This is a genomic window from Saccharopolyspora thermophila (genome assembly GCF_014646075.1).
GTDB lineage: Bacteria > Actinomycetota > Actinomycetes > Mycobacteriales > Pseudonocardiaceae > Saccharopolyspora > Saccharopolyspora thermophila.
In genome coordinates this window covers 203495-220037 of sequence record NZ_BMMT01000002.1, presented here as the reverse complement: position 1 = coordinate 220037, position 16543 = coordinate 203495, and the positions used below count along the sequence as shown (strand labels likewise).

Genomic DNA, 16543 nt, shown 5'->3' with positions numbered 1-16543 from the left:
AGGATGGACCCGTGCGGCACTTCGATCTGGTCATCATCGGTTCCGGCTCCGGCAACTCGATCCTCGACGATCGGTTCGCCGACTGGGACGTCGCCATCGTCGAGAAGGGCATCGGACCCAACGACGCCTACGGCGGCACCTGCCTCAACGTCGGCTGCATCCCGACGAAGATGTTCGTGCACACCGCGGACGTGGCCGCCGCCCCGTCCGGCGGCGCCCGGCTCGGCGTCGATCTGGACCTGCGGGGCGTGCGCTGGACCGACATCCGGGACCGGATCTTCGGCCGCATCGACGCGATCGCATCCGGAGGTCGCCGCTACCGCGCCGAGGACAACCCGAACGTCACGCTCCACGAGGGCGTTGCCCGGTTCACCGGGGTGAAGCGGCTGGTCGTGGACACCGCCGACAGGGCGGAGGAGATCACCGCCGACCGCATCGTGGTGGCCGCCGGCGGCCGGCCGGCGATCCCGGACATCCCGGGGCTGGACAAGGTCCGCTACCACACCAGCGACACGGTGATGCGGCTGCCCGAACTGCCTCGACGCATGATCATCATGGGCACCGGGTTCGTGGGCGCGGAGTTCGCGCACGTGTTCTCCACGCTGGGCGTCGAGGTCACCATGATCGGCCGCTCCGGCCGGGTGCTGCGCTCCGAGGACGTCGACATCTCGGCCCGGTTCACCGAGCTCGCCGGGCAGCGCTGGGACCTGCGGCTGAACCGCAAGGAGATCGCCGTCGAGCAGGACGGCGAGCTGGTGCGCCTGCACCTGGAGGGCCCGGAGGGCGCCGAGGTGGTGGAAGCCGAGGCACTGCTGATCGCCGTCGGCCGGGTGCCGAACACCGACCTGATCGACGCCGCGGCGGGCGGCCTGGAGCTCACCGAGGGCGGCAAGATCAAGGTCGACGCGACGCAGCGGACCTCCGTCGACGGGGTGTGGGCGTTGGGCGACATCAGCTCCGACTACGAGCTCAAGCACGTGGCCAACCACGAGATGCGCGTCGTGCAGCACAACCTGCTGCACCCGGAGAAACCGATCGAATCCGACCACCGGTTCGTGCCGCACGCGGTGTTCTCCGCCCCGCAGATCGCCTCGGTGGGCCTCACGGAGCAGGAGGCGCAGCAGCGCGGGATCGAGCACGTGATCTCGGTCCAGGAGTACGCGGGCATCGCCTACGGCTGGGCGATGGAGGACACCACCGGGTTCGCCAAGCTCCTCGCGGACCCCGGCACCGGCCGACTGCTCGGCGCGCACATCATCGGACCGCAGGCCCCGACCCTGCTGCAGCCGCTGATCCAGGCGATGCAGTTCGGCCTGGACGCCCGGACCATGGCCCGCGGCCAGTACTGGATCCACCCGGGCATGCCGGAACTGATCGAGAACGCCCTCCTCAACCTCCCCCTGGACTGACCCCGCCCCGGGGTGGCCGCGACTCTCCGAGCAACGCGAGCCACCCCGCCGCACCATCTTCCGGCCCCTTGATAAAGGGCCGTGGGAGGGCCCCGAGTCGGGGGTGGGGTCAGATGGTGCGGGGGCGTCCGGCGATGACGCCGAAGACCGCCTGGATCATGACGATCACCACAATCGCGACCAGCGACGCCGACCAGGCGCCGGTCACGTCGTGCAGGACACCGAACAGGAACGGGCCGAACGAAGCGATCAGGTAGCCGAGGCTCTGCGACATCGCCGACAGCGACCCGGTGTCGGCCGCGTTGGTCGTCCGCAGCGGGATGAGCACCAGCGCCAGCGGGAACGCGCTCATCCCGATGCCGATCGCCAGCGCCCACACCACCGGCAGGCTCAACGGCGCGAACATCAACCCGAACACGCCGACGAGGGTGAGCACCGCGAGGCCGATGGCCCAGCCGGACTGGCTGCGGGTCCTGGTCACCAGCGGCGGCAGGATCATGTTGATCGGCACGCCGATCAACAGCAGCAGGCCCAGCAGCATGCCAGCGGTGGTGCTGTCCATCCCGGCGCCCTTGTAGACCTCCGGCAGCCAGCCCATCACCACGTAGGCGACCAGCGACTGCAGCCCGAAATAGCCGGTGATCACCCAGGCGAGCGGGCTGCGGGCCAGCGAACGCCGCGGCCCGTTCGTCCCGGACACCTCGCGCGTCGAGGCCCGTCGAGCCGTGCCCGGGATCCAGACCAGCAGCGCGGCCAGCGCCACCACGGCCCAGGTGGCCAGCGCGAGCCGCCAGCTGCCGGTGGCGGTGTTCAGGTACGGCGTGAGCGCCGACCCCGTCGACCCGCCCGCGGCCATCGCCGTGGTGTAGAGGGCGGTGGCCATGCCGACGCGCGTCGGGAACGACTCCTTGACCACCACCGGGATGAGCACGTTGCACATCGCGATCGCGGCGCACACCAGGACGGTGCCGCCCAGCACCGTCCACGGACCGTCGACGACGCGCAGCAGCATCGCGGCCGTCAGCACGGCCAGCGACACGCCGATGACCTTGTTGATGCCCAACCGCCGCGCCAGCACCGGTGCCGCGATACCGGCGAGCCCGAAGCACAGCGTGGGCACCGACGTCACCACGCTCGCCCACGTGCTCGACGCGCCGAGGGAGTCGCGAACCTCACCGAGCACCGAGGCCAGGCTGGTGACCGCGGGGCGCATGTTCGCCGCCGCGAGCGCCACACCGGCGAGCAGCAACCCGCCGCCGGCCGCGGCGGCGCCCCGGTTCGGAGGAACGGTGGCACCGGCGTTCTCCCGGGTAAAGGCGTCCGGGTGCCCAGCTCGGGACAAACGGATGGCATGCTGGTCAGCCATATGGCCAGAGACGTACTGGGACCGTGACTCGGGAGACATCGCGACCTAGTATGTCAAACATAGGATGTTTGGACGAAAGGACCTGTCAGTGCCTTTGGTCACTGCCAAACGGACCGGGCTGGTCGACCAGGTCATCGCCCAGATCCGCGAGCTCGTCGCGTCCGGGGAATGGCCGCTGGGCGGCAGGATCCCGCCCGAGACCGAGCTCGTGTCGGCACTCGGCGTCGGGCGCAACACCGTCCGCGAGGCGGTACGCGCCCTCTCCCACGCCGGGCTACTGGAGGTGCGCCAGGGCGACGGCACCTTCGTCCGCGCCACCAACGAGATCTCCGGAGCGGTCCGCAAGCTGTGCGGACCCGAACTCCGCCATGTGCTCGAGGTCCGGCGCGCGCTGGAGGTGGAGGGCGCCCGCCTGGCCGCCGAGGCCCGCACCGAGGAGGACCTGCGCGAACTACAGGAGCAGCTCGCCGAGCGCGACGAGGCGGTGCAGCAGTTGGACCCGGCCCGCGTGGTCGCCACCGACGCCGAGTTCCACCGCAGGCTCGTCGCCGCCTCGCACAACCCGGTGCTGATTTCGCTCTACGAGGGCATCATCGAGGCGGTCGCCTCCAGCGTCGCGACGACCTTCAACCCGGAAATCCCGCCGGAGCAGCACATCTCGCATACCGCGCTGCTGGCGGCGGTGCGCGACGGCGACCCGCGGCGTGCCGCGGACGAAGCGGGAGCATTCCTGGACGAGCTGCTCGCCCAGCGCAGGAATCAGGCCGAGGGGACCCCGGATTCGGGCCAGTAGTCGGTTCCCACGTCGAACGCGTCACCGGCCGCCGGTGCCACCCACGCGGCCGCGATCACACCCGTGCCGAACCCGCGGGACGCACCCGCCTGCACCGGGGCCAACCGGACCGACGGCGCACCGAACCGGGTGATCACGATCTCCTCCCCCGATTCGGCGCGGTCCAGCAGCTCCACCAGCCGCTCGCGGGCTTCGTCAACGGAGAATTCGACAGCCATGGGGACGACGTTACCCGCATCACACTCGTCGTGTCGGCGATTCCCCACGGGCATCGCCGACGGCACCGCATCCCACCATTCCCGCGGACAGGACCGGAAGTCCGCCGGGCACTCCGCCGTCGAGCAGCCTGCGCAGGGCGTCGGTGTCCAGGTACTTCTCCACCAGGTCGCCGAGCAGGTCCAGCTGCGCCGCCCGCACCTCGGCGAACACCGTGTCCGCCGCCGGTTCGAAGCCGTCCCGCCCCGCGCGCTGCGCCGCCCAGCGCAGGAACGCCCGCCGGAACCCGTCGTTTTCGAACAGGCCGTGCCAGTGCGTGCCCACCACCGAACCGGAGACCGCGCCCTCGGCTGCGCCGTCCGGCAGCTCCACCAGCGGCGCCGCCCCGCCCCGCCGGACCGCGACGCCGTGGTGGATCTCGTAGCCCGTCACCAGCTCCCCGAACGACCGCCCGCTGGGGCGAGCCAGTGTCTTGCGCGGCGCGAACTCGATCTCCAGGTCCAGCAGACCGAGCCCGTCGACCACCCCGGCACCGGACTCCACCTCGTCGTGAATGCGCCGGGTCAGCATCTGGAAACCCCCGCAGATGCCAACCACCGGCAGACCCGCGCGGGCGTGCCCGAGCACGGCGTCGGCCAGCCCGGTGCGGCGCAACCAGTCCAGGTCGGCGGCCGTGGATTTGGAACCGGGCAGCACGACGAGATCGGCGTCGGCCAGCCGCGACGGCTCGGTGACGAACCGCACCGCGACTCCCGGCTCGGCGGCCAGCGCCTCGACGTCAGTGGCGTTGGAGATCCGCGGCAGCCGCGGCACCGCCACCCGTAGCCACTGCGCACCGCGCGGCGGCGCCGGCCGCCCGACCACCCCGTCCGCCACGTAGGACAGCGAGTCCTCGGCGTCCAGCCACAGCTCCTCGGCCCACGGCAGCACGCCGTGCACCGGCCGCCCGGTCAACGCCCGCAGCTGATCCAGGCCCGGTTCCAGCAGCGCGGGATCACCGCGAAACTTGTTGACCACGAACCCGGCCACCAGCGCCTGGTCAGCGGCGTCCAGCAGCGCGAGCGTGCCGAACAGCTGCGCGAACACCCCGCCCCGGTCGATGTCGCCGACCACCAGCACCGGCAGCCGCGCCGCCTGCGCCAGGCCCATGTTGGCGATGTCGTTGGCGCGCAGGTTGATCTCGGCGGGTGACCCGGCGCCCTCGCAGATCACGTAGTCGTACTCCGCGCGCAGACCTTCGAGCGTCGACACCGCGGTGTCCAGCAGGGCGGCCTTGCGGGCCCGGTAGGACATCGCGGTGACCTCGCCCCAGACCTGCCCCAGCACCACGACCTGCGACCGGCGATCGCTGCCCGGCTTGAGCAGCACCGGGTTGAACCGGACCGACGGCTCGACACCGCACGCGGCGGCCTGCAGCGCCTGCGCCCGACCGATCTCGCCGCCATCCGGGGTGACCACCGAGTTGTTGGACATGTTCTGCGCCTTGAACGGCGCGACCCGGGCCCCGCCGCGGGCCAACCACCGGCAGATCCCGGCGGTCACCACGCTCTTCCCGGCATCCGACGTGGTCCCAGCCACCAGCAGAGCGTTCACACCCCAGTCCTACCGCACCAGATCGCCCGGCCCGGCGCGCCCCTGGCGCACGTGATCAGCGGGTGCGCTCAGGGCAGGGTGAGGATCTCGTTGCCGTCCTCGGTGATCAGAATGGTGTGCTCGAACTGGGCGGTCCAGCTCTTGTCCTTCGTGGTCACCGTCCAGCCGTCGTCCCAGATGTCGTACTCGTGGGTGCCGAGGGTGATCATCGGCTCGATGGTGAAGGTCATGCCCGGCTCCAGGACGGTCTGCACCGACGGGTCGTCGTAGTGCAGGATGACCAGTCCACTGTGGAAGGAGCGGCCGATGCCGTGGCCGGTGAAGTCGCGGACCACCCCGTAGCCGAAGCGCTTGGCGTAGGACTCGATCACGCGGCCGATCACGTTGAGCTGCCGCCCCGGCTTGGCGGCCCTGATGCCACGCATCATCGCCTCGTGGGTGCGCTCCACCAACAGCCGCGCCTCCTCGGAGACGTCGCCCGCGAGGAAGGTCGCGTTGGTGTCGCCGTGCACGCCGCCGATGTAGCCGGTGACGTCGACATTGACGATGTCACCGTCCTCGATCACCGTCGAGTCCGGGATGCCGTGGCAGATCACCTCGTTGAGCGAGGTGCAGGACGACTTCGGGAACCCGCGGTAACCGAGCGTCGACGGGTACACGCCGTGGTCGCAGAAGAACTCATGCACCACCGCGTCGATGTCGTCGGTGGTGGCACCGGGCCGCACCGCCTTGCCCGCCTCGACCAGAGCCTGGGCCGCGAGCTTGCCCGCCACCCGCATCGCCTCGATGACCTCGGGCGGCTGCACGTAGGGGTCGGTGTTGCGCTTCGGGGCCGGTTTGTCGACGTACTCGGGACGCTCGATGTGCGCGGGGACTGGGCGACGCGGCGTCTGCACGCCTGGCTTCAACGGGGCTCGAACCGGCATGTCCCCCACTGTAACCGCGCTGCCGCCCCGGACTCTGGGCGGTGACCGCTGAACCACCGCTTCCTCCTGCGGAAGGCGGCAGGTCAGTTCGCCCCGGGCGAGGCGGTTGCCAGCCCCACCTCCTCGGCCGCCGCCAGCAGCGCCGGGTCGTAGGAGACGTAGGCCACCAGGCCGCTCTTGATCTTGCAGGCCGAGGCCAGGTGGATCGCGTCCACCGGGCCGACCTTGGCGCGTAGCTCGGTCGCCGCGTCCAGCACGTCCTGCTTCACCGGCAGCTGGTCGATCTTCGACACGATGATCGAGGCGAGGTCCTCGGCCGCCGGGCCGACGTCGCGGAAGCTGCGCAGCACGTCGACCTTCGACAGCGCGCTGGTGACCCGCGGATGCTCCCAGCGCTCGCGGATCCACTGGCTCAGCGCTCTGCTCTCCGGTTCGGGGGCGATCAGCTTGATCAGCGCGGAGGAATCGAAGTAGATCAAAGCCGCTCCTGTTCACGCCTGCGCAGCAGCCGGTCGGAGACGTTCGGGGTCGGCGCCGCGGGCAACGGGTCGGGGAACTCGCCACCGTCGCCCGGCACGAGGTCGCCGGACGCGATGAGCTCGTCGTAGAGGGTCTGGTCGCGGGTGGGCGGACAGAGCACCGCGACGGTCCGACCGCGGTCGGTCACCAGGATCGACTCCCCGGCCACGACCCGCCTCAGGTAGCGACTGGCGTGCTGCCGCAACTCACGGACTCCGATCCGCTCCATGAGCTACAACGTAGCACGAAGCTGACTGTCGGTGATCACCCGATCACGTGATGCGATCAGGAGCCGGCCAGGAACCGGCGCGCCACCTCCACCGCCGGACCCGACGAGCCGGCATCCGTCACCAGCACCGCGAACGCCACGTCACCGCGGTAGCCGACGAACCAGCCGTGGGAGTGCGTGCCGTCGCCGAACTGCGCGGTGCCGGTCTTGCCGCGGACGTCGCCCGACCCGGCCAGCGCGGTCGCGGTCCCGCCCGTGACGACCTCGCGCATCATCGTGCGGAGCTGGTCCAGGGTGCGCGGCGACGGCGGCTGCGGCGTGGCGTCGGCCCTGGTCTGCATGCCGCGGATCAGCGTCGGCACCGGCAGTTGCCCGCGGGCCACCGACGCGGTGACCAGCGCCATGCCGAACGGGCTGGCCAGGATCGTGCCCTGGCCGATACCGTTCTCCACGCGTTGCACCACGGAGTCCGCCGGCGGCGCCGTGCCGGTGATCGTGGTCGCGCCGGGCATCTCGAAGTCCACGCCGATACCGAGCCGCCGCCCGGCGTCGGTCAGCGCCTGCGCGGGAAGATCGACGGCGAGCTGCGCGAACGTGGTGTTGCACGACTGGGCGAACGCGGTGTGCAGCGGCACCGTGCCCAGGTCGAACTCGTGGTCGTTCGGCAGCACGCGGCCGTCGAAGGTCTTCCGCCCGGGGCACTGCACGGGGGTGTCGACGGTGACCGCGCCGCCTTCCAGCGCGGCGGTCGCGGTCACCGTCTTGAACGTCGAGCCGGGCGGGTACCGCCCGGACAGCGCCACCGGCCCCTGGGCGTCGGCCGGTGCGTTCTGGGCGACGGCCAGCAGCTCGCCGGTGGAGGGCTGGATCGCGACCAGCATCGCGGCCTGCGGCACGGGGTCCACGGCCTGTTCGGCGGCCCGCTGGGTGGCGTCGGAGAGGGTCACGGTGGTGGGCGCGACCGGCTTCGCGGCGACGCTGTGCAGCTCGGCGGTCTCGTTGCCCGCCGCGTCGAGTGCGACGACCCGCCACCCCGCGTTGGCGGCGACCTGCTGGTCGATCACCCGCGCCACCCCGGCCAGCACCTGCGAGCCGTAGCCGCGTTCGGCGGTGACCAACCTGGTCTGGGCCGGGAAACGCACGCCGGGCAGGTCGTAGATCTGCGACTTCACCCGCTCGTAGTCGCCCCGCCGCAGGGTGACGACCGCGTAGGGCCGGCCCGGCGGCGTGCGGCCCACTCCATCCACAATGGACTGCTGGGTGATCTGCGGGTCGATGCTGCGCAACGCCCCGGCCAGCGCGGCCGCCACGCCCCGCACGTCACCGGCTTCGGCCGGGTTGAGGCTCACGGTGATCAGCTGCTCCGGCCCCATGACCTGCCGGCCGTCACGATCCAGCACCGGCCCCGGGTCAGGCCGCTGCTCGCGGAAGGCCAGGGAGTGCGCGGCGCCGAGCCGCGGGTGCAGGACCGCGGGCGCCCAGTGGACCTTCCAGCCCTGCTCCTGCTCCACCAGCCGCAGCTCAGCCGGGTAGGCCCACACCCGACCGCTGCCGAAGTCCCACGACAGGTCGTACTTCGCGGTGGGCACGCCCTGCGCGTCCTCGACGACCTCGCGGACCGTCCCGCACACGGCGGCCGGGGACAGATTCCGCCGGGTGTCCTCGATCAGCTGCCGCGCCGGTCCGGGGGCGTCGGTGAGGTTCGCCGCGCCCACGGCGTCACCGGCCGCCACGGCGTTCACGAAGGACCGGGCGACGTCCTCCTCCGAGGGTCCGGTGCCGCAGGCCGCGACCGGAACGAGCAGGAGGGCGGCCAGCGCGCCCAAGATCCGCGAGGAAACCATGCCCGCGAGTATGCCGAAACCCCCGCGCCCGCCACACCTCTTTTCCCGCACCAGCACGCGGGGTGGCGGGCCTCCTGCACCAGCTGACATGACATGACCGACGGGCACCCCGCGGCGCGCGCCGCCGCGGCGTCCACAGTGGATACGAGGTGGACGCCTCAGAGCAGGACGGTGCCGAACGTCCCGACCTGGCGGAACCCGACCTTGCGGTACGCCAGTCGCGCGGCGATGTTGTAGTCGTTGACGTACAGGCTCGCGGTGCGCCCCAGGCCCCGCACCAGCCGGTCCGCGACCGCGGCGGTGCCGGCCGTGCCCAGCCCGGTGCTGCGCCGGTCCGGATGCACCCACACGCCCTGGATCTGGCCGACGGTGCGCGACAGCGCCCCGATCTCCGCCTTGAACACCACCTCGCCGTCCTCGAAGCGGGCGAACGCGCGGCCGCTGGCGATCAGATCCGCCACCCGCGCCCGGTAGCTGGCCGCACCGCCGTCGCGGGACGGGTCGATCCCGACCTCCTCGGTGAACATCGCCACCGCCGCGGGCAGGTAGCGGTCCAGTTCGTCCGTCCGCACCGTGCGCACCAGGGGGTCCGGTGGGACATGCGGTGCCTCGGACAGCACCATGAGCGGCTGGTCGGCGCGGATCTCCCGGGCCGGTCCCCACTCCCGCGCCACCTCGTCCCACAGGGCGAGCACCTGCTCGGCCGGGCCGACCAGGGACGAGCACACCCGGCGGCGGCGCAGCGCCCGGTCGGCGAAGGCGCGGATGGCGTCCGGGCCACCGCGCAGCGGGATGAGGTTCACGCCGGAGAAGCACAACCCGGTCAACCTGCTGCCGTAGCCCCACAACTCACCGCCGAGGCGGAGCGGGTGGAGGCCCGCCTCCTCGACGCGCGCGGCCACCATGCAGGCCGCGACCGGGGCGGAATCGAGCACGGAACGGACCAGCAGCGAATCCCGTTCCTCCAACAGCCGTGCACCGGCGAGCTTGAGCACCTGCCAAGACTGCCAGAAAGAGGGACCGGAGAGCCTTCTGACCGGGACGCACCACACGCACCCCGACCTCACTCACCCGAACGGAGTACCCCAGTCGGATGGACGACCGCGCGCCGTTGCGCCGCACCGCGTCGGGGACGCCCACAGCGACCACCGGCCGCACCCACAACCGGGACAGCCGGTGGCGCCAGATCAACCAACCGTGACGATCGGGGAGCCGCCGGACTCGCCGGGCTCCATGTCCTCGGCGATCCGCATGGCCTCCTCGATGAGGGTCTCCACGATCTTGTGCTCGGGCACGGTCTTGATGACCTCGCCCTTGACGAAGATCTGCCCCTTGCCGTTGCCCGAGGCCACCCCCAGGTCCGCCTCCCGGGCCTCCCCCGGCCCGTTGACCACGCAGCCCATCACGGCCACCCGCAGCGGCACCTCCATGTCCTCCAGCCCGGCGGTGACCTCATCGGCCAGCTTGTAGACGTCCACCTGGGCCCGGCCGCACGACGGACACGAGACGATCTCCAGCTTGCGCGGCCGCAGGTTCAGCGACTGCAGGATCTGGGTGCCGACCTTGATCTCCTCGACCGGCGGCGCCGACAGCGACACTCGGATGGTGTCTCCGATGCCCTGCCGCAGCAGCGCGCCGAACGCCACCGCGGACTTGATCGTGCCCTGGAACGCCGGGCCCGCCTCGGTGACACCGAGGTGCAGCGGGTAGTCGCACTGCTCGGCCAGGATCTCGTAGGCGCGCACCATCACGACCGGGTCGTTGTGCTTCACCGAGATCTTCAGGTCGTGGAAGTCGTGCTCGGCGAACAGGCTCGCCTCCCACAGCGCCGACTCCGCCAGCGCCTCCGGCGTGGCCTTGCCGTACTTCTGCAGCAGCCGCGGGTCCAGCGAACCGGCGTTGACGCCGATCCGGATCGGCGTGCCGTGGTCCTTCGCGGCCTGCGCGATCTCCTTGACCTTGTCGTCGAACTTCTTGATGTTGCCGGGGTTGACCCGCACCGCCGCGCAGCCGGCCTCGATGGCGGCGAAGACGTACTTCGGCTGGAAGTGGATGTCGGCGATGACCGGGATCTGCGACTTCTTCGCGATCGCCGGGAGGGCCTCGGCGTCGTCCGCGCTCGGGCACGCCACCCGGACGATGTCACACCCGGCTGCGGTCAGCTCCGCGATCTGCTGCAACGTGCTGTTGACGTCCGCGGTCACGGTCGTCGTCATGCTCTGCACGGAGATGGGGTGCTCACTGCCCACTCCGACCGATCCGACCTGCAACTGCCGGGTCTTACGCCGTTCCGCCAGCACCGGAGCCGGAGCCGCGGGCATGCCCAGATCGACGGTCATCGACACCTCTCCACCTCTTCTGGTGATCTTCGGACGGCTGCCACCGCCCGCGCACCACGATACCGGCGCAGCGTCATCCGGCTGGACGTCGCGGTCCCCGACGCCCTCACGCCGCGTGATCGCCATTGCGGATTCACCGCGCGTTCGCCCCACCGCCGCAGACCGGCCTGGCCCCATCGGAGCAGAGCCCGCCAACGCCCGCCCGAAGCCGCCGACGACACTCCCGCGCGCACGGCACCGATCAGCCGTCCGGGTGAATTCCTCAGAACAGCGTCACCGGGTTCACGATGTCGGCCACCAGGACCAGCAGCGAGTAGGCGATGAACACCAGGCTCACCGCGTACGCCAGCGGCATCAGCCGCGCGGTGTCGAAGGGGCCCGGGTCCGGCCGCCGCACCAGCCTGGCGAACCGGCGGCGGATCGACTCCCACAACGCGCCCGCGATGTGCCCGCCGTCCAGCGGCAGGACCGGCAGCATGTTGAACACGAACAGCGAGAGGTTCACGCCCGCCAGCAGGTTGAACATCATCATGATGCGGTCGTCCACGCCGACGCCGTCCGAGGCCAGCACCTCACCGCCCAACCGGCTCGCGCCCACGATGCCCACCGGCGAGTCCTGGTGGCGCTCCCCACCGAAGATCGCGTCCACCAGGTCCGGCACCCGCTCGGGCAGCTCGATGACCTTCTGCGCGGTCAGCGTCACGAAACCGCCGATGGTCCTCGCCACCCCGGCGAAGTCCTGCTTGACCAGCTCGGTGGTCGGGGTCAGGCCGAGGAAGCCGACCTTCTCGAACTCACGCGGCGAGTCCAGCTTCGGCCGGTCGGTCTGCATCAGGGTGGCCTGCAGGGTGACGCGCTGGCCGTCGCGCTCGACGACCACCGGCACCGTGCCCGCCGAACCCCGGATGGCCAGCTGCAGCTCCTCCCACGACCCGTAGTGCCGGCCGTTGAACTCCACGATCCGGTCGCCGGGCCGGAAGCCGGCCGCCGCGGCCGGGGACGGCAGCGCGTCGGGCGGGCAGTGCTCGGTGTCCGGGGCGGTTGCCGGCAGCACGCAGGCGCTGACCGAGGACACCGTCAGGGTCGGGGTGTTCAGGCCATGGCCCATCAGGATCGCGGTGAAGATGGAAACCGCCAGGATGAGGTTCATCACCGGCCCAGCCACCATCACGATGATCCGCTTCCACGGGCTGCGCTGGTAGAACTGCCGGTGCGCGTCCTCGGGCGCGACCTCCTCGGCGGACATCTGCCGGGCGTCCTCGATCATCGCCCGCCACGGCGCCGAGGACGCGGTGCGGCCGTACTTCTCGTCCTTCTTCGGCGGGAACATGCCGATCATCCGGATGTAGCCGCCGAACGGGATGAGTTTGAGGCCGTACTCGGTGTCGCCCTTCCTGCGGGACCAGATGGTGCGACCGAAGCCCACCATGTACTGGGTGACCTTGATCCCGAACAGCTTGGCGGCCGCCAGGTGCCCCAGCTCGTGCCAGGCGATGGAGAACAGCAGGCCGAGGAAGAAGATCACGATGCCCACGACGACCAGCATCTACTCCGCCTTCCCCTCGGCAACCAGCTCGCGAGCCCGGGTTCGCGCCCACTCCTCGGCGGCGAACACCTCGTCCAGGCCCGCCGGATCGCGCCGCCACTGGTCGGCCGCGGCGAGCACCTCACCCACAGTGTGCACGATCCCGGTGAAGCGCAGCCGCCCGTCGACGAACGCGGCGAGCGCCTCCTCGTTGGCCGCGTTGTAGATCGCCGGGAGGCACCCGCCGCCGCTGCCGGCCGCGCGGGCCAGCTCGACGGCCGGGAACGCCTCGTCGTCGACGGGTTCGAAGGTCCACTCCTGGGCCTGGCTGAAGTCCAGTGCCTGGGCGGCCCCGGGGACCCGGCTCGGCCAGTCCATGCCCAGCGCGATCGGGATCCGCATGTTCGGCGGGCTGGCCTGGGCGATCGTGGAGCCGTCCACGAACGTGACCATGGAGTGCACGATCGACTGCGGGTGCACCACCACGTCGATGCGGTCGTAGCCGATGCCGAACAGCAGGTGCGCCTCGATCAGCTCCAGGCCCTTGTTGACCAGGGTCGCGGAGTTGATGGTCACCACGTTGCCCATCGACCAGGTCGGATGCGCCAGCGCCTGCTGCACCGTGACATCGACCAGCTCGTCGCGCTTGCGGCCGCGGAACGGGCCGCCGGATGCGGTCAGCACCAGCCGCGCGACCTCGTCGGCGCGCCCGCCGCGCAGGCACTGCGCCAGCGCCGAGTGCTCGGAGTCCACCGGCACGATCTGCCCGGGCGCGGCCTGGTTCAGCACCAGCGGGCCGCCCGCGATCAGCGACTCCTTGTTCGCCAGCGCCAGTTGGGCGCCGGTGGCCAGGGCCGCGAGGGTGGGTTTGAGGCCGCGGGAGCCGTCCACACCGTTGAGGATCACGTCGGCCGGCGTGCATTCGATAAGTTCCACCACCGCGTCCGGGCCGGCCAGCAGGCGCGGCATGCGGAACTCGCCGGTCGCGTAACCGCGCTGCTGCGCCTCCGCGTACAGGGCGAGCTGGACGTCCTCCACCGCGGTGCCGCGGGCGACCGCGACGACGGGGACGTCGAACTCCAGCGCCTGCGCGGCCAGGGCCCGCGGGTCGCTGCCGCCCGCGGCCAGCCCGGCCACCCGGAACCGGTCCGGGTTGCGCCGGATCACGTCCAGGGCCTGGGTTCCGATGGAACCGGTCGAACCGAGCACCAGGACGGTGCGCGGACCGGCGTCGCTGTGGTTCGGCTTGTCGGCGTGCATCGCCGCCATTGTCCCCGAAGAAGGTGAGCCGCTTTCGCTCGCGGTGCGGGAACCACCGCCGACGGTCACGATCAGCGCGTACGAGGCCCGGTGGATCGCTGCTGCCGAGCGGGCCCCGCGCCTGGAGGCCACCGACGCGAGGAGTGCTGCCATGGGCATCATCGGATGGATCGTTCTCGGGCTGATCGTGGGAGCCGTCGCCAAGGCCGTCATGCCCGGCGAGGACGGGAGCGGAATTGTCGCCACCATGCTGCTCGGCGTGGTCGGCGCGTTCGTCGGCGGGCTGCTCGGGAACTCGCTCTTCGGGGTGGGCATCGACCAGTTCTGGTCAGTGAGCACCTGGGTGCTGGCCGTCATCGGCGCGGTCATCGTGCTCGGCGTCTACCGCGCGATCGTCGGCCGCAGGCAGGTCGGCGGCTAGCCGACCGCCGCCGGGGTGCCGCGGAAACCGGCTCCGCGGCACCTTTTTTCGCTGTTCGCGCCCGGATGCGGCGGATCGGCGCCGGACGGCGTGTGCGAGGATGGGGGCGCGGACCGAACTCGTGGCGGTCCGGCAGCAGTCTTGGCGGGCCCGCGCGGCGGGCGTGGCACAGGAGGGGAACGTGGCGAGCACCGAGCTGGAGAAGAAGCCCAGCCAGGCCATCGACCCGGCCGAGGAACCGTCGGTCGAGTGGGGCTGGCACGGCGGTTTCCCGAAGGGGACGCAGATCGCCGGGTGGTTCTCCGTGATCGCGGTCCTGGCCATGCTCATCGGCAACCACCAGGGCATCCTCAGCGGCGGCGAGCACTTCAAGACCGAGGACGCCTACCTGATCCTGACCGCGGTGATCCTGGCCGTCGGCCTGCTGATCGACCTGCGTCGCCGCAGGACCGCCTGGCGCCGCTGAAGCGCTGAGTTGACCGAACGCCGCTCCCGCACACTCGGCGGGGCGGCGTTTCGCATGCCCGGCGGCTGCCGCGTCGCCCCGGACGGCGGTTGCGGTGGACATCCGATCTCCACCGCAACCGCCCGGGTGTCCAGCGTCGTGGACCGCGGTTCCCGGTCGAACCGCGGTCCGGCCCGCGCGCGGCGGTGCCGCGGTCGTCACACGGCGATGCCGGTGAGGACGGTGACCTTCTCCTCGGTGAGGTCCAGCATCGCCGCGTGCACGCCCTCCCGGCCGATACCGGACTCCTTGACCCCGCCGTAGGGCATCTGGTCAGCGCGGAAGCTCGGCACGTCGCCGATCACCACGCCGCCCACCTCCAGTTCCGCGGACGCGCGGAACGCCACCTGCAGGTCGCGGGTGAAAATCCCGGCCTGCAGGCCGAAGCGGGAGGTGTTGACCTCGTCGAATGCCTGGTCGATCGAGTCGACCGGCGCGACGGTGAGCACCGGCCCGAAGACCTCCTCGCAGGAGACCTTGGCGTCCGCCGGCACGTCCGCCAGCACCGTGGGCGCGTAGGTGGCGCCGTCGCGGCTGCCGCCGGTGAGCACCCGGGCACCGGCGGCGACGGCTTCCGTGACCCACTGCTCCACCCGCTCGGCGGCGGCCACGTCGATCAGCGGCCCGACCCTGGTGGCCGGGTCCTTCGGGTCCCCGGTGCCCTGCGCCTGCACCGCCTTGACGACGCGGCCGACCAGGTCGTCGTGGATGGCGCGGTGGGCGTACACGCGCTGCACCGAGATGCACGACTGACCCGCCTGGTACATCGCGAAGGTGGCGATGCGCTCCGCCGCGTAGTCCAGGTCGGTCCAGTCGTCGTTGACGATCACCGCGGCGTTTCCGCCGAGTTCGAGGGTGACGTGCTTGCGCGGCGCCGCGTCGCGGATGCTCCAGCCGACCGGCCCGGAGCCGGTGAACGACACCACCGGCAGCCGCGGGTCCCGCACCAGCTCGGCGGCCTTGTCGTTGGTGGTGGTCAGCACCGACCAGGACCCGGTGGGCAGGTCCGTCTCGGCGAGGATCTCACCGAGCAGCAGCGGGGACAGCGGTGTCTTCGGGGCGGGCTTGAGCACGATCGGCGCGCCGACGGCCAGCGCCGGGGCGACCTTGTGCGCCACCAGGTTGAGCGGGAAGTTGAACGGCGAGATGCCCAGCACGGGACCGCGCGGCACGCGCCGGACCAGCGCCATCCGGCCGGTGGCGGCCGGGTCGGTGTCCAGCCGCTGCAGCTCGCCGGAGAAGCGGCGGGCCTCCTCGGCGCCCCAGCGGAAGGTCGAGACGGCGCGGCCGACCTCGGCGCGGGCCCAGGTGATCGGCTTGCCGTTCTCGGCGGTGATGAGCTGTGCGATCTCCTCGGCGCGCTCGGCGATCCGCCGGCTGACGTGGTCCAGCGCCGCAGCGCGCGCGTGGGCGGGCGACGCGGCGAACTCGCGCCGCACGGCGTGCGCGGCAGCGACGGCGCGCTCCACGTCGGCGTCGCTCGCGTAGCACGCGGTGGCGACCAGCGCGCCGTCGTGGGGGTGCCGAACCTCGAACGTCTCGTCGCTGGTGACTCGCTGCCCGGCAATCCAGTTCCCGGAAACCGACATCGCCTACCT

16 protein-coding genes are annotated in these 16543 nt (G+C 71.5%); 4 read left to right on the top strand and 12 right to left on the bottom strand.

Annotated elements, in window-relative coordinates:
• Nucleotides 1-11 precede the first annotated feature (11 nt).
• Entirely contained in the window at nt 12-1409 is a 1398-nt protein-coding gene (locus tag IEY17_RS04445) for a mycothione reductase (RefSeq protein WP_188985725.1), read from the top strand.
• 109 nt (nt 1410-1518) lie between these two features.
• On the opposite strand, the gene IEY17_RS04440 is transcribed toward IEY17_RS04445, so the two are convergent.
• Nucleotides 1519-2775 carry a CynX/NimT family MFS transporter gene (locus IEY17_RS04440; protein WP_188985723.1) on the bottom strand — a complete coding sequence of 419 codons (1257 nt, stop codon included), beginning with the start codon at nt 2773-2775 and terminating at the stop codon, nt 1519-1521.
• Nucleotides 2776-2863: 88 nt separating this feature from the next.
• On the opposite strand from IEY17_RS04440, the gene IEY17_RS04435 reads away from it, so the two are divergent.
• Nucleotides 2864-3568, top strand: a complete 705-nt coding sequence (locus tag IEY17_RS04435) for a FadR/GntR family transcriptional regulator (protein WP_188985720.1) — start codon at nt 2864-2866, stop codon at nt 3566-3568.
• On the opposite strand, the gene IEY17_RS04430 is transcribed toward IEY17_RS04435, so the two are convergent.
• The 10 genes from IEY17_RS04430 to dxr form a co-directional block, all read right to left on the bottom strand.
• Entirely contained in the window at nt 3535-3786 is a 252-nt protein-coding gene (locus IEY17_RS04430) for a type II toxin-antitoxin system Phd/YefM family antitoxin (RefSeq protein WP_188985718.1), read from the bottom strand. The genes IEY17_RS04435 and IEY17_RS04430 overlap by 34 nt on opposite strands.
• A 19-nt stretch (nt 3787-3805) precedes the next feature.
• On the bottom strand, nt 3806-5377 hold the full coding sequence (locus tag IEY17_RS04425) for a cobyric acid synthase (protein ID WP_188985716.1): 1572 nt from the start codon (nt 5375-5377) through the stop codon (nt 3806-3808).
• A gap of 68 nt (nt 5378-5445) precedes the next feature.
• Complete coding sequence (gene map, locus IEY17_RS04420; RefSeq protein ID WP_188985714.1) at nt 5446-6303, bottom strand: type I methionyl aminopeptidase; 858 nt, start codon at nt 6301-6303, stop codon at nt 5446-5448.
• Nucleotides 6304-6386: 83 nt separating this feature from the next.
• Nucleotides 6387-6782, bottom strand: coding sequence for a type II toxin-antitoxin system VapC family toxin (locus IEY17_RS04415; protein ID WP_188985712.1), 396 nt, complete (start codon nt 6780-6782; stop codon nt 6387-6389).
• A complete protein-coding gene (locus tag IEY17_RS04410; protein WP_188985710.1) occupies nt 6779-7051 on the bottom strand; it encodes a type II toxin-antitoxin system Phd/YefM family antitoxin in 273 nt (90 codons plus the stop codon). The genes IEY17_RS04415 and IEY17_RS04410 overlap by 4 nt, the downstream gene beginning before the upstream one ends.
• Before the next feature lie 56 nt (nt 7052-7107).
• On the bottom strand, nt 7108-8895 hold the full coding sequence (locus IEY17_RS04405) for a penicillin-binding transpeptidase domain-containing protein (RefSeq protein WP_188985708.1): 1788 nt from the start codon (nt 8893-8895) through the stop codon (nt 7108-7110).
• A gap of 158 nt (nt 8896-9053) precedes the next feature.
• The gene (locus IEY17_RS04400; protein ID WP_188985706.1) at nt 9054-9890 is read right to left on the bottom strand and encodes a GNAT family N-acetyltransferase; all 837 of its coding nucleotides are present in this window, start codon (nt 9888-9890) and stop codon (nt 9054-9056) included.
• A 192-nt stretch (nt 9891-10082) separates the two neighbouring features.
• Nucleotides 10083-11234 (bottom strand): flavodoxin-dependent (E)-4-hydroxy-3-methylbut-2-enyl-diphosphate synthase, encoded by a 1152-nt coding sequence (gene ispG, locus IEY17_RS04395; protein ID WP_188985703.1) that lies wholly within the window; start codon nt 11232-11234, stop codon nt 10083-10085.
• Nucleotides 11235-11496: 262 nt separating this feature from the next.
• Complete coding sequence (locus IEY17_RS04390) at nt 11497-12780, bottom strand: M50 family metallopeptidase (RefSeq protein ID WP_188985701.1); 1284 nt, start codon at nt 12778-12780, stop codon at nt 11497-11499.
• Nucleotides 12781-14028 (bottom strand): 1-deoxy-D-xylulose-5-phosphate reductoisomerase, encoded by a 1248-nt coding sequence (gene dxr / locus IEY17_RS04385; protein ID WP_188986277.1) that lies wholly within the window; start codon nt 14026-14028, stop codon nt 12781-12783.
• Between the two features lie 142 nt (nt 14029-14170).
• Here dxr and IEY17_RS04380 point away from each other — a divergent pair, with 142 nt between their 5' ends.
• Nucleotides 14171-14440 (top strand): GlsB/YeaQ/YmgE family stress response membrane protein, encoded by a 270-nt coding sequence (locus tag IEY17_RS04380; protein ID WP_188985699.1) that lies wholly within the window; start codon nt 14171-14173, stop codon nt 14438-14440.
• Nucleotides 14441-14621: 181 nt separating this feature from the next.
• A complete protein-coding gene (locus IEY17_RS04375; protein ID WP_188985697.1) occupies nt 14622-14906 on the top strand; it encodes a DUF2631 domain-containing protein in 285 nt (94 codons plus the stop codon).
• A 197-nt stretch (nt 14907-15103) separates the two neighbouring features.
• Here IEY17_RS04375 and IEY17_RS04370 read toward each other — a convergent pair whose 3' ends face one another.
• On the bottom strand, nt 15104-16534 hold the full coding sequence (locus tag IEY17_RS04370; RefSeq protein WP_188985695.1) for an aldehyde dehydrogenase family protein: 1431 nt from the start codon (nt 16532-16534) through the stop codon (nt 15104-15106).
• Between the last annotated feature and the right edge of the window lie 9 nt (nt 16535-16543).